Annotated in this window: 10 protein-coding genes; 5 read left to right on the top strand and 5 right to left on the bottom strand. The window is 70.0% G+C overall.

Translation table 11 applies throughout. The features are described from left to right. Window positions 1-185 precede the first annotated feature (185 nt). The gene (locus tag FVE89_RS13650; protein ID WP_160534485.1) at window positions 186-542 is read right to left on the bottom strand and encodes a ribbon-helix-helix domain-containing protein; all 357 of its coding nucleotides are present in this window, start codon (window positions 540-542) and stop codon (window positions 186-188) included. Then, window positions 542-1,195 carry a ParA family protein gene (locus tag FVE89_RS13645; RefSeq protein WP_160534484.1) on the bottom strand — a complete coding sequence of 218 codons (654 nt, stop codon included), beginning with the start codon at window positions 1,193-1,195 and terminating at the stop codon, window positions 542-544. The genes FVE89_RS13650 and FVE89_RS13645 overlap by 1 nt, the downstream gene beginning before the upstream one ends. Before the next feature lie 264 nt (window positions 1,196-1,459). Here FVE89_RS13645 and FVE89_RS13640 point away from each other — a divergent pair, with 264 nt between their 5' ends. The 5 genes from FVE89_RS13640 (at window position 1,460) to FVE89_RS13620 (ending at window position 5,409) form a co-directional block, all read left to right on the top strand. Continuing rightward, window positions 1,460-1,852: a type II toxin-antitoxin system RelE/ParE family toxin gene (locus FVE89_RS13640; protein ID WP_342390105.1), complete on the top strand. Its 393-nt coding sequence runs from the start codon at window positions 1,460-1,462 to the stop codon at window positions 1,850-1,852. Beyond that, a complete protein-coding gene (locus tag FVE89_RS13635; protein ID WP_160534482.1) occupies window positions 1,852-2,142 on the top strand; it encodes a helix-turn-helix domain-containing protein in 291 nt (96 codons plus the stop codon). Before FVE89_RS13640 ends, FVE89_RS13635 begins: the two co-directional genes overlap by 1 nt. A gap of 614 nt (window positions 2,143-2,756) precedes the next feature. Further along, on the top strand, window positions 2,757-3,572 hold the full coding sequence (locus FVE89_RS13630) for a helix-turn-helix domain-containing protein (protein ID WP_160534481.1): 816 nt from the start codon (window positions 2,757-2,759) through the stop codon (window positions 3,570-3,572). 588 nt (window positions 3,573-4,160) lie between these two features. Next, on the top strand, window positions 4,161-4,361 hold the full coding sequence (locus FVE89_RS13625; RefSeq protein WP_160534480.1) for a hypothetical protein: 201 nt from the start codon (window positions 4,161-4,163) through the stop codon (window positions 4,359-4,361). A gap of 640 nt (window positions 4,362-5,001) precedes the next feature. Beyond that, window positions 5,002-5,409, top strand: coding sequence for a hypothetical protein (locus FVE89_RS13620; RefSeq protein ID WP_246730737.1), 408 nt, complete (start codon window positions 5,002-5,004; stop codon window positions 5,407-5,409). Window positions 5,410-5,928: 519 nt separating this feature from the next. Here FVE89_RS13620 and FVE89_RS13615 read toward each other — a convergent pair. The 3 genes from FVE89_RS13615 to FVE89_RS13605 are packed head-to-tail and all read right to left on the bottom strand — an operon-like array spanning window position 5,929 to window position 12,041. Continuing rightward, the gene (locus FVE89_RS13615) at window positions 5,929-6,621 is read right to left on the bottom strand and encodes an invasion associated locus B family protein (protein WP_246730736.1); all 693 of its coding nucleotides are present in this window, start codon (window positions 6,619-6,621) and stop codon (window positions 5,929-5,931) included. Beyond that, complete coding sequence (locus FVE89_RS13610) at window positions 6,621-7,433, bottom strand: SapC family protein (protein ID WP_160534479.1); 813 nt, start codon at window positions 7,431-7,433, stop codon at window positions 6,621-6,623. The genes FVE89_RS13615 and FVE89_RS13610 overlap by 1 nt, the downstream gene beginning before the upstream one ends. 39 nt (window positions 7,434-7,472) lie before the next feature. Then, a complete protein-coding gene (locus FVE89_RS13605) occupies window positions 7,473-12,041 on the bottom strand; it encodes an MBG domain-containing protein (protein WP_210254055.1) in 4,569 nt (1,522 codons plus the stop codon). Window positions 12,042-12,057 lie beyond the last annotated feature (16 nt).

Genomic DNA, 12,057 nt, shown 5'->3' with positions numbered 1-12,057 from the left:
ACCAGCCTACCCGCCACGCCCGCTTCGTCACCTCACACCCTCGACAACCCGTCAAAATTGGCCAAAGTCGAGCTTAGCAGGAGGCGCTGGTCGGGCAGCCATTTCATGATGACCCTGTTCCGTTCGTTCTGGCCGGGGCGCCATAGCTACTTGCTGACGTGTTGACACGTCAGCGCGTTGATCTGTCACCGCGTCTTCGCGATGCGACCCTTTCCCTTCTTGGCCAGGAGATCGTTGATCGCCTCCATCATCACGTCCTGCGTGGTCATGTCCGCATCGAGGCCCACTAGCTTAATCATCCGGTAGACCTCGGGTTCGACCCAGACGGTGATGCCGCGCGCACCCTGGCGGGTGGTGGGCCGCTTGCTCTGCACCGCCTCGGCAGCAGCCTTCGGAGCCCGCCGGGGCGGCGGTGGCAAGGCGGCCTCGGGAGCGGCATCGGCCTCAATGGCTTCCACGGACTCGGGTGCATCATTGCGGCGGCCAGTCGACACGCTGTCGGTCACCGCGGCCCGGAGGCTGAAACGGGGTGCGGCGTTCATCAGGCGGCCTCGATGCTAGCGGGCTGTGGGAGGGGGAGGCCCATTGTGTCGGCGGTCCACCGGAATAGCTCGTCGATTTCGGCAGCCGCCCTCCCCCCGGGTTCGATCTCCTGCGCCGTCCGGCCGGGGATGAAGCCCCGCGAGTAGGACACCCGTTGATAGACCGCGTTCGGGTAGACGGGGATGCCGCGCTCCCGCAGGCCGGCGCGCGCCTCCTCGAGGTCGTAATCCGTCGACGTGTTGCACGAGTTGAAGACCACATGCGCCGGTTTGCGCGCGATCGTCGTGAGATCGTGCGTCTGGCCGATCGCGTCGATGTCTAGGATCGAAGCGCGGCACGGGATCAGGATCAGGTCTGCGGCCTTGCAGGCTACGAGCGCAGGCCGATCGGCGTGCGGCGCGGAGTCGATGATGAGCAGGTCGAGGCCGCCGGCCGCGGCCTGGGCTTTTACATGGTCGAGCTGCTCGGCCGAAGTGACAACCGCTTCCGGGTGATCCTTCCGTCGCTCAGACCACTTCCAGGCAGACGACTGTGGGTCGAGATCGGCAATGGCAACCTGCAGGCCAGCGCGATGCGCGGCCACAGCCAAGTGCAGGGCTAGCGTCGTCTTGCCGGCGCCTCCCTTCTGCGAAACGAGGGCGAGCGTGCGCATCGCGTTGACCTTCTGACAGTGTGACGAGCAGACAATCTGCCATAACATCACGTCCACAGGTTTACATTTCATCAAGGCGACAGGATGACCCGTCAACCCGTCAACCCGTCAACCCGTCAGCCCGTCGAATTGTTGACACGTCAACTCGTCAAAGCGACAACGCGTCAGCAGAGATTTTGCTGCGAGTGTAGGGCTAAGGCCGGGCCTAGCACGGTGCTTGTGGTTCAAACGATCGTTCGACTTCCTCTTGCAGTATATACGGCAATGCCGTATATACTGGTTATGCACGCGGTTCTCACCACCGACACATTCGAGGCCGATGCAGCGGGTGCCGGGCTCTCCGAGGAGGAGATTGACGCCATGGTCCAGTGGCTGTCCTCCAACCCCCTGGCAGGTGCCGTGATGAAAGGGACCGGCGGTGCACGAAAGGTGCGCTTTGCCGGCAAGGGTAAGGGTAAGAGCGGGGGCTACCGAACGATCCACTATTACGGTGGTGACGACGTACCTCTCTTCCTCCTGGCCCTGGTCGACAAAGGGGAGCGGGACAACCTCTCCAAGGCCGAACGAAACGCCCTTGCCGACGAACTCGCCGAACTGGCGGACGACTACCGTGCTGGTGTCGCGGCACGCCTTGCCAAGCTGAAACGGAGGACCTGATGAGCAAGCTCGGAGAGCGCCTGCTGCGGAGCGCCAAGGAGGCCCGAGAAATTGCGCGCGGCGAGGCGCAGCCTGCGCGGGCGTTTACGCCTCCCGCCATCGACGTCGCGGCGATCCGGAAGAGGACTGGCCTGTCACAGGACCGCTTCGCCCAGCGCTACGGCCTGTCTGTCGCTTCCGTCCGTGATTGGGAGCAGAGCCGCCGCACGCCGGACCCCGCCGCCCGTACCCTTTTGTTGGTGATCGACAAGGAGCCGGAGGCCGTGGCGCGGGCTCTAGAGACGGCTTAAGGCCGCTTCGGCTGGAGCCTACCGTGAGGCCACGTAATAAACCAAGGCGCCGGTCGCGAAGAGGGCTGTCGGAGCGGCGTACAAGAACCACAGGACTTCGTGTGAGCTCATGGCGTGTCCTCCAGGCGCCTCAGAAAGGCGTGCGTTCCTTGTGTAGGCACGCTCCAACCAGAAGCCAAAACGGGGCGAGGCTCGCGGTGAAGGGGTGGCTCGTCACCCCAGTCGTGACGCATCTGCCGCTTCGGACCCAGCCTCGCCCGTCACAGCGTTCAGCGATCCGAACCAAGCCTCAACGTTGACTTAACCGTGCGTGCCAGCCGACATGCGCTGTCCGGCTACGCATCGCCTCGCGCGAGTCGCCGGCACCATCAGGAGACACCGCCGCCGCAAGTCGACCCCTGAAAGGCCAACGGCCCCCCAGTCGCCAAACTGGAGGGCCGTCAAAACCGATAGGCCTGTGAGGCCGGAGTGAATACCCCTCACAAGCCATGAGACGCCCCCGGGCGTCAAGCGAAAGCGCCAACTTTCGCAACGGGAGGCCTATGCCTGTGGACTGGGCGCCCTGATCGGCGGCCCAGAACGACCTGTCGCGGCCCGAAGAGGGCCGAAGAACGATGTTTGCCGACCAGTTGAGGCGGGCGATCGAGGCCGCGAGCCGAATCACCCTGCCGCAGGTGACCGCGCAGCTCTGGCGCGCGTTCGGGGAGGGGCAGATCACCGAGTCCGAGGCCGAGCGCCTGTCCGGCCTGATCGAGGCGCGCACCCTGACCGGCAAGGTGTCCCGTGTGGGTCAGCCCACGGGCCTGGCGGAGCCGCAGGCCGGCCGGGAGGCGGATGCCCCTCAGGATCGCTCAGGAAGCCTCGGGAGGTCCGTGGGCTCACGCCCGCGCACGGACGCGTCGATGGAGCGCCGCCGCCGCTGGGCGGCCTCAGGGCGGCTGCCGCCGGGGATCGCGGCGCGGTTCACGCTGGCCGAGCAGGCGGTGCTGGCGCTGGTGGCGGCCGAGACCGCGCGCCGGGGCGACTGCCGTCTGGCGGTCGGACACGTGGCGGCGATCGTCGGTGTGGCCGAGACCACCGTGCGCAACGCCATTCGCGAGGCGAAGAAGCTCGGCCTCGTCACCGTCGAGGAGCGGCGCGTCACGGGCTTTCGCAACGACACCAACATCGTCCGGATCGTCGCCCCTGAGTGGACCGCTTGGCTGCGGCTCGCACGCAAGAGCGCGTCGCCCAAACCGTCCCCGCGCCCCGACGTGGCGGAGGGGGGAGGGTGCAAATCCGCAAACCCCACGCCTACTCAGATTCCAGTCCTGTTAGATTCGCGCATAACCCACCCGTCAAAAAGCTGCCGGAGGGCAGCGAGCGACCTCGACCAAAGCCCGCGTTCGAGAATCCGCGCGGGTGGTGGAGCGGTCCGAGCCATGCGCTGAGGGTCTGCACCCGGACGGTCTGACGAACGCCGGACATTATCACCGCAGCCTCTGCTCACCGGCACCCAGCCGGTCGATCCCGCGCGGCCGTGCGAATCTGGCGGCCCGTGAACTGCGTCGACACGGGCGCAGGGCTTGGGTAAGCGCGCCGCTTCCGATTCCGGAGTGACCCGACGAGCGACGACCTGCCCGTCCTGGACCGGGGCTCAAACCACGCCAGGCTGAGCGATACCGGAGCTGACGACGGCGGCCGTGACGCCTGCTATAGTGGCGGTTCTCCCTGCCGATGCGCCCGAGGTGTTCGCGACCCGCACGGCGCTGTCGCAGGTGGACACGCGGCGACAGGCGGGACCGGGCCAGTTCCCCGTTCCCAGCCCGTGAGGCCGAGGCCGGGCGGTCGCGTGAGGGTCGGTGCGGTGCGGGGGAACCGGACACCGCGGAGCGTCGGCCCACGGCCGCCAGCGCAGCTGTGATCGGGACGATCCTGCTGTGGACGAAGCCACTCCGACGGCTTCAGGCGCGCCATCCTTTCCGACGCGGTAACCATAGCCGCCTAACCCACCTGCTCCCGGCCGTGAGGAGGCATGCATGGGCGATGACGTGGCCGTTTTCTTCCTGGGTCTAGCCGCTGAGAACGCCGAGCTGCGCCAGCAACTCGGCACCGCCCAGGACCTGCTGATGGAGACCGCCATCGACGCCGGGCAGCTGCACGCCCGCATCGAGGAGATTCAGGCCGAGCGCGACGCGTGGCGCCGCGAGGCCGAGCGGTCGTCGAACCGGCCGGCGTGATCCGGCTAAACCCGATGACGTCCGGAGCCGGCTCGATCTGCCGCCGGTGTGGAGCCGGAAGGCGATCGCGAGTTCCTCAGGGAGCCGGACCTGGAGACGTGTGAACTCGCCGTCGGTCGCCGGAGTGGCCCGATCGTGGTCTCTCTCCTCCCGGCCCAGGGTCGCAGCCGGCATGGCCCTTCTCAGCGCCTTGCACGGCCTCGTCGTTCATTAAGTCGACTCATCGAAGGCACCGCGCGTTGATGGTCCCGCGCCGCGTGAACCGGCGCCTGGCTTGCCGATGCACCATGCGACCAGAACCGAGGGACCGCTACGCCGCATCAGTAGGTCAGGAGGCTGGGAGGCCAGGAGGTTGTAGGCTGGGAGGTTTGTAGATCAGGAGGTCAATAGGTTTGTAGGCTTTGAGACTTTGAGATCTGTAGGTCTTGAGGCTTTGAGGTGTTGAGACAAGTAGGCTGAGAGGCTTTGAGATAAGTAGATTTGTAGGGAAATAGGCTTGTAGGGCAGTAGGTCTGTCGGTGTGGGGGCCAGGTTTTATTGACAAGATACGCAATGTGGGTCCACATTGCTTGGCAGGCCGGGCGTTGCCCGACCTGGACCGGCTTCGCCGGGACCCCACCACCCCCTCGGAGCCCTCCGCATGGCGAGCGCGACAGCTCGTGGTGATGCGCGTTCGCGTGCCCGGATCGACCTGACCCCGGAGGTCAGTGCGCTCTCGGATGAGGCCGCGGCGGCATTCGGTCTGAGCCGAGCGGAGACGCTGCGCCGGCTGATCCGGGCGGCGCTCGATGTCGGGCCGGCGCTGTCGGCGGAGAACACGCGCACCGTGGCCGCGCTCGCATCCCAGGTCCGGATGGTGGGGAGGAACCTCGATCAGCTCCTGCACGCGATCCATGCCGGCCGGGCTGTGCCGATAGAGGCGGCACAGCCGATCTGGGAGGCGCTCGACGCGCGGGTGAGCGCAGTCAACTGCGAGCTGACCGCGATGACGGTGGCGCACGGGATCAAGCTGCGCCGGGCGGCGCACCTGCCGGAGGCGGTGCCGTGAGCCCCGGCCCCGCGGTGATCGCGCAGATCGCAGCCGGGATGTGGGGGCGGGCCGAGAAGGAGGTGGAGGACCGCCCCCGCCGGTATCCGCGTGCGCCGGAGATGAGTGTTCCGGTCAGGCCGCAAGAGGGCTTGGGACGGTCCGTTGCCCGGACGAGCGGCGGGCGGCCGGCCGGTCTGTTTGCGCTCGAGGGGCCGCCACGCAGCAAGCGGGCGCCGATCCTCGTGGCCCCCGGTGGATCCCTAGGTCCAAGCGGACCCGGCCGCGGCGCGGGTCGCGGCCAGCCGAGCACGGCCGCGCGGCTGGCCGGCATAGGGGCAGCCGTTCGCATAAGGGCTGGTTACGGAATGCGGCACGACATCGAGAAACGATCGAAGTCCCGGTTGTTCCAAAGATTCGACGCCTGAGACCGCGCTCTCGATCCGGCACCTGCACTTCGCTGAACCGAAATCCCGCCGGCGGAACAGCAACGCGAACGAAGGAAGCTCCCCTCTCGGGCCTGCATCCGTTGCCCCGCGATCAGGATTTCTCCCGGGCGAGCGCGTCGAGGGCAGGGCCGAGCCCGCGGAACGAGACCGGTACGGCGACCTCGCGGCCCTCCGCGTCCTGGAACCCGATCCGGCCCGCCTCATCGGCCTTGCCCCAGGACTGCAGGATCGGTTCCTGAACCGGCCCATCCGCAACGCAGCCACCCGGCAGGCAGCGCCGCCAGGTCAGGTCCACCCCGTGGTCCGTCTCCTTGGCCGTATCTGCACCGGTACGGCCGGCCTCGCCGACCCGCACGCTCGAGGGGAAGGTGACGGAAGGTGGCAACAGCACGGTCACGCGCAGGCCGCCCTGGCCGGGCGGCCGGCCGATGGCCAGGTGCGCCACTGGCGCGGTCTGTCCCTGCACCCGCATGCTCTGGCCGACCTCGCAGACCTGCTGGCTGCCACCACCCAGGCGCTGGCAGCGCAGCACCCAGTCGCCGTAGCTCGCCGTGGTCGCCGTCGGCTCGGCCGGCACGGGAGGCGTCTTGGACGGCGCGCCGGTCTGCGGACCTGCTGCGGGCTTAGCCGAAGCTTGGGCGAGCACTGCCGGCACGAGGCCGTCGGCCCCGGGCCAGCCGCCGGACATCCCGAGCATCAGTACGGCGAGCCGAGGCAGGGGCTGAAGCCCGCGGCCCGCGATCATGCACCCGGCCAGGCGGAGGTTGAGGTTCGGAAGGGGCATCAGGCTGCGTCGTCCGTGCGGGTGTCGGTGCTTGCGGGATGCGCAGGGACGGCCCCGCCCGGGGGCTCCGTTGCGTCGGCCCGTGCTGCCGCGGTGGGGAGAAGGAAGTCGGAGATGGCCTGCAGGCTGATCAGGTGGGCGTAGACCGCCGCCAGGAAGCCCGCCCCGCGCAGTTGGGCGAACGCCGCCTCGGGCAGACCGGCCAGCGCGGCTTCGTCCACGCCCAGTACCCCGTGCAGGGTGTGGCCCTCGCCCGTGGCCGGGTGCTGCAGCCGGACGGTGAGCGGCCGTAGCACCCCGAGATCCCGCAGCAGGCGTCCGAACGCGGCGGTGCGCCGAGCCGCCTCGGCGTAGTCGGACACGAGGCGGATGCGCTCCTGCAGCAGCGGGGTCGCGCCGCCATCCTCGGCAAACAGCGGCAGGCCCGGACCCGCGGCGGCGTCGGGCAGGAGTAGATCGCTCTCGGCGTCGATGCAGATCATCGGCTCGACGCCTTCGCCCTCGCCGAGGATGAAGGGGAAGCGCCGCAGGTAGGCCGGCAGGTAGCGCGCGGTCCAGGCCCCGGCCTCATCGACCAGGCCGCATTGCTCAGGTGCGGCTCCGACTAGGAAGACCGCCACCGGTCCTGCACTCTCGGGCAGGAAGACAACGGGCAGGTGGCGGCAGGCGGCCCCAAGCTCGTCGACGAGCGCGGGTACGAGGTGGCTGCCGCAGGCGAAGGCGAGGCTCTGCGGCTGGGCGAGGCGCCAGGCGCGATGGGCGTGCCGGTCGAGGGGCACGACCGAGCGGTAGAACAGGGGCAGCGTCGACATCGGTCCTATCGGGTGGGAACGAGGGAAGCGCCCGCGCTGTCAGCGCGCGGACAGCGTGTCGGTGGCCGACGCTTGCGGACCCGGCGCGGTACCGAGCGGGACGGCGAAGCAACCGCCAGCCTCGGACAGGCAGACCCGGGTTCCGTCGAACCGAGAATTGCTGAGCATGAGCGTGCCGTCGGCCGCGCGCGTGAGGATGATCTCGGCGGGCTGCCCCGCGGTGAGGACATCCCGCACGAGGGAGTTGGCCAGGTTGGTGGGTACGATGGATGCCGGCGTGACACGCAGGTCGGCCTGGGAGCCCGCGACGGCGTTGGCCACGGGGACTGGCGTTTCCTGTATCGTTGCGCCGGCCGCGGCCTCGCCGGCACGGGATGTATCGCTCGAAGCAGCCTGGGAAACCACGGCGGTACCGGCCGAGTCGGTTGGCGACCCCTGGGCGGTCGTGTCGGCGGCGACCCCGCTGGTGCGGGTGGCCGTCGTCGCGGCCTGCCCGCCCGAGACCGCGTCGCCGTCGGCGAGGCCACGCCCGCCGACCGTGGATGTCGGCGTTGGGCCGGCACTGCTGGGGGCTTGGGTCTGAGCATCCACCGTGGGTGTGATCGAACGCGCGGTGACGGTCAGGACGGCGCCCCGGTAGGTCACGGCGTAGTCGGGCGAGGCGGCCAGCGTGCCCTGCGTGATCGCGTAGCTGCCGATCGCGCTGGTGCCGGTGGCCATGGTGGCCAGGGTACCGGTGAGGGCGTCGCCGTCCACGAGGCCGCGCCCGCCGACCGTGTAGGTCAGGCTCGGGTTGGCATCGCCGTACAGCCTGGTCTGGGCGTCCGCCGTGATCGTGATCGGGCGCGGATCGATGATGAAGCCGCCGGGGTTGCGCGCCGTGACGACGTAGTTGCCATTGCTCAGGGTGCCACTCACCGCCAGGGCATAGCGCCCCGCTGCGGTCGCCGCGGTGAGGCCGAAGCCGCTCGACAGACCGGTGAGCACGTCCACCCCCTGGCCATTCTGCAGGCCTGTGGCCGACCAACCAGGATCGACTGGGCTATCGCCGTAGATTGAGCGTCCGCTGTTGGCGGTGACGGTGATCGGCACGGGCGTGATGCCGAGTGCTGTCTCGTTGCCCACGGCCTGGACGAAGACGTAGTTGCCGTTGACGGCGGTCAGGCCCGATCCAGTGACGGCATAGCGGCCGACATCGCTGCCGGGTGTGGCCCCGGTGGTGAAGGCCAGCGTTCCGGTGGTGGCGCCGGACTGGTTCTCGCCGTTGACGAAGCCGGAGACCGTACCGGTGAGCGTCGGGTTGGCCGCGCCGTAGGCGCGGGTGGCGGCATTGGCGGTATATGTCAGCGCTGCGGGATCGATCGTGCCCGAGCCCGTGACCGCGGTGGCGGAGAGCTGGTAGTTGCCGGCCTTGGCGCCGGTGAGCGCGAGGCCGGAGACCAGCACGGCGCGGCTGCCGGCATTGGCGCCGTCGTAGGCCGCACTCGCCGCGCTGACGTCGACCGCGTCGCCGAACAGCACGCCGGAGACGGCGACGCCGCTGGCCTTGGCCGGCAGCGCGGCGGTGCCGTCGTAGGTCTTGTTGACCCCGGTCGCGCCCGTCACCGTCAGGGTGGCTGGCGTGACGGTCAGCAGCCCTGGGCGATAGGTGATCGCATAGTTGGCCAGCCCCGTACCCTGCGCGTTCGCGGCGGTGATCGCGTAGGGACCGCCGGCCACGTCGGCCGCGGCGGCGGCCCCCGCGCTGCTCAGGCCGACGCCGGTGACCGCATCGGTGCCGAGGATGCCGGCGGCGGTGAAGCCGGTGCTGCCGAGGTCGAGCGTCTGGCCGTAGGTCTTGGTCCGGTCCGCGGCCGTGATGGTCAGCGCCGCGGGATCGATCGTGCCCGAGCCCGTGACCGCGGTGGCGGAGAGCTGGTAGTTGCCGGCCTTGGCGCCGGTGAGCGCGAGGCCGGAGACCAGCACGGCGTGGCTGCCGGCATTGGCGCCGTCGTAGGCCGCACTCGCCGCGCTGACGTCGACCGCGTCGCCGAACAGCACGCCGGAGACGGCGACGCCGCTGGCCCCGGCCGGCAGCGCGGCGGTGCCGTCGTAGGTCTTGGTGACGCCCGTGACGCCCGACACCGCGATGGTGGCCGGATTCACTGTGAGGTGGCCGGCATTGACGGCGGAGAGCGCGTAGCCGGCCGGCGAGGTCAGCCCGGTGAAGTCGGCGACGATCGCGTAGGGCGAACGCGCCACGTCGGCCTGCGCCCCAGAGCCGGCGGAGGTGACCAGCTGACCGGCCGGGAGAGCGGTCGCGGCCGTGTCCGCGCGGTAGGCACCGGCGCCCGCGGGTCGGAGGCCCGTGAGCGTGTAGGCGTCGGCCACCGAGGCGGCGGCGTCCTGGCCGTAGGTCTTGGTCAGGTCCGTGGTGGTCACGGTCAGCGTGGGCTGCTCGGCGAAGACGTAGCGGTTGCCGGACTGTGTCACCGCTCCGCCGGCGGCCGTGTTCCAGACGGCGGTGTTGCCGCTGTCGAGGCCGCCGAACGTGTCGCCGGCCGCGTTGGCCGAATAGATCAGCCAGCGGCCGCCGCTGGAGCTCACCGCGCCGCCGCCCGCGTCGTTGACGAAGGCGCCAGAGGTCGCGAGGGCGATGTCCCCGGCCGCCCGGACCTGCGCGCCGGAGGCCAGCGTCAAGTCTCCGGACGAGGTCAGCGAGAGGGTTTGGCCCGCGCTCACGGTCCCGGCCACGGTGAGCGCTTGCGCCGTGGCAAGCGACAGCGCGCCGCCCGCGCTGAAGGGTCCGAGCGTGGCGATGGCGTTGCCGGTCTGCGTCAGGGTGGCGGCGCCGCCGGACGAGCCGGTCAGCGTACCCGCGGTGATCGTGCCACCGGTCTGGTCGATCGCGCCGGCGGCGGTGAGCGTGAGGGTGTTGCCAGCCCCGACGTCGAGATTGGCGCCGAGCGTGAGCGGCGCGGCGCTCCCCGTCGTGACGAGGGTGACGTTCGCGCTCGCGGTGAGGGCTTGATCGAGGATGAAGCTCGCCCCCGTGGCGGTGACGATCAGCGGGGTGTTGGCCAGCGCCGTCCTCAGGGTGGCGAGGGGGCCGCTGCCGAAGGTGGCGTCCAGGTCGGACGGCAAGGCGCTGGCGAGTGTCCGCGCCGTGGTCTGCCGGTTCTGCCCGGCGGTGATCGAGCCCAGCGCCAGGACGGGACCGGAGAGCGTGGCCCCGTCGGTATAGGTGAGGCCGGTCACGGCGCTGCCGCCCCTCGGCGTCAGGCTGGCGCCGATCTGGACGCTGCCGGAGGCGGGCAGCGTACCGGCCGCCACGGGCTGATAGACATATCCGTTGGCGCCGGAGACGAGGGTGCCGCCGACCGGATTGCCGCCCGTGTAGATGTCGATCCGCGCGCCGGCCAACGCTCCGCCATCCGCGGTCTGCGCGGTGCCGGTGATGGCCTGGACGCCGGCGGGGAAGAAGCTCTTCAGGTAGGGGTAGAGGCCGTTCGTGCCGCCCGCGAAGGCCGAGCCGAGGCCGGAGGCCGAGCCAGACTGCAACTGCGCCGTGGTCAGGCCGGTCCCGCCGAAACTGTCCGTCCGGCCGCTGGTCTGCGTGTCCCAGTAGCTCTGCGCGACCGTGCCGTTGCTGGCCCCGATGAGCCCGCCGACATAGCTCGATCCCGAGACGGCACCGGTCGCGTAGGTTTGTCTGACCGTGCCACCGTCGTTGAGGCCGATGAGCCCGCCCACGAAGTCGCGGCCCGCGACGGGGCCGGTCGCGTAGGATTGCGTGACCTTCCCACTGTCGTTGACGCTGACGAGGCCGCCGACGTGGTCCTCGCTTCCCGAGACGGCGCCGGTGGCGTAGGCCTGCACGATCGTGCCTTGATCGTTGTAGCCGACGAGGCCGCCGACATATCCGGTGCCCGAGACGGCACCGGTTGCATAGGCCTGCGCGACCGTGCCGCCGGAGTTGTACCCGACCAGCCCGCCGACCTCGCCCCGCCCTTTGACGCTGCCGCCGAGCAGCCCGATGTCCCGCACCGTGCCCGTCGCGTAGCCGATCAGGCCGACAAAGTTGTTGCTCCCGCCGTCGATCGTCAGGTTGCTCACCGTGTGGCCGAGCCCCTCCAGCGTGCCGCTGAACGCCGTCGGCGCGGTGGTCGAAGTGGTGCCGCCGGCGATCACGGCAGTGGTGTAGGTCTTCGGCGTGCCGCCCGCGGTGCCGTCGGAGGTCGCGAACAGGTCGGTGGCGAGCGCGACGCGGTCCCCGAGGCCGATGCCGGCCAGCTGGCCCATCGTGTAGACCAGCGTGTAGCCCGTGCCGTTGATCGTCAGCGCCTGGCCGGTCACCGCGGCGGTGGCGGCGCTGCCGTCGGCGTTGGCGAAGCGCAGGCTGCGCCCTTGCGCGAAGGACAGGTCGGTCGGCGCCGGCGTGGTGGTGTTGCGGTCGTAGGCCAGCGCCACTGGCACCGCGCCCTTGGCGACCACGTCGGTGTTGATCGCCAACGCCCCAGCCGCCGACAGGCTCAGACTGCCGCCATCGGCGACAGTGACCGGCTGCGCCACGGTCAGCCCTGCGCCCGGGGCGGTGGTGCGCACCAGGAACGCGCCGTCGGTGTTCACCGCCTGGTCGATCGTG

Source organism: Methylobacterium sp. 2A (genome assembly GCF_009806555.1).
Classification (GTDB): Bacteria; Pseudomonadota; Alphaproteobacteria; order Rhizobiales; family Beijerinckiaceae; genus Methylobacterium.
This window is presented reverse-complemented; position numbering and strand designations above follow the sequence as displayed.

Bases quoted from the DNA above. Each gene is read 5' to 3' on its own strand.
- FVE89_RS13640 (WP_342390105.1), top strand. From the start codon at position 1,460: ATGCCGTATATACTGGTTATGCACGCGGTTCTCACCACCGACACATTC.
- FVE89_RS13615 (WP_246730736.1), bottom strand. From the start codon at position 6,621: ATGCCCCTTCCGAACCTCAACCTCCGCCTGGCCGGGTGCATGATCGCG.
- FVE89_RS13635 (WP_160534482.1), top strand. From the start codon at position 1,852: ATGAGCAAGCTCGGAGAGCGCCTGCTGCGGAGCGCCAAGGAGGCCCGA.
- FVE89_RS13610 (WP_160534479.1), bottom strand. From the start codon at position 7,433: ATGTCGACGCTGCCCCTGTTCTACCGCTCGGTCGTGCCCCTCGACCGG.
- FVE89_RS13630 (WP_160534481.1), top strand. From the start codon at position 2,757: ATGTTTGCCGACCAGTTGAGGCGGGCGATCGAGGCCGCGAGCCGAATC.
- FVE89_RS13650 (WP_160534485.1), bottom strand. From the start codon at position 542: ATGAACGCCGCACCCCGTTTCAGCCTCCGGGCCGCGGTGACCGACAGC.
- FVE89_RS13645 (WP_160534484.1), bottom strand. From the start codon at position 1,195: ATGCGCACGCTCGCCCTCGTTTCGCAGAAGGGAGGCGCCGGCAAGACG.
- FVE89_RS13625 (WP_160534480.1), top strand. From the start codon at position 4,161: ATGGGCGATGACGTGGCCGTTTTCTTCCTGGGTCTAGCCGCTGAGAAC.
- FVE89_RS13620 (WP_246730737.1), top strand. From the start codon at position 5,002: ATGGCGAGCGCGACAGCTCGTGGTGATGCGCGTTCGCGTGCCCGGATC.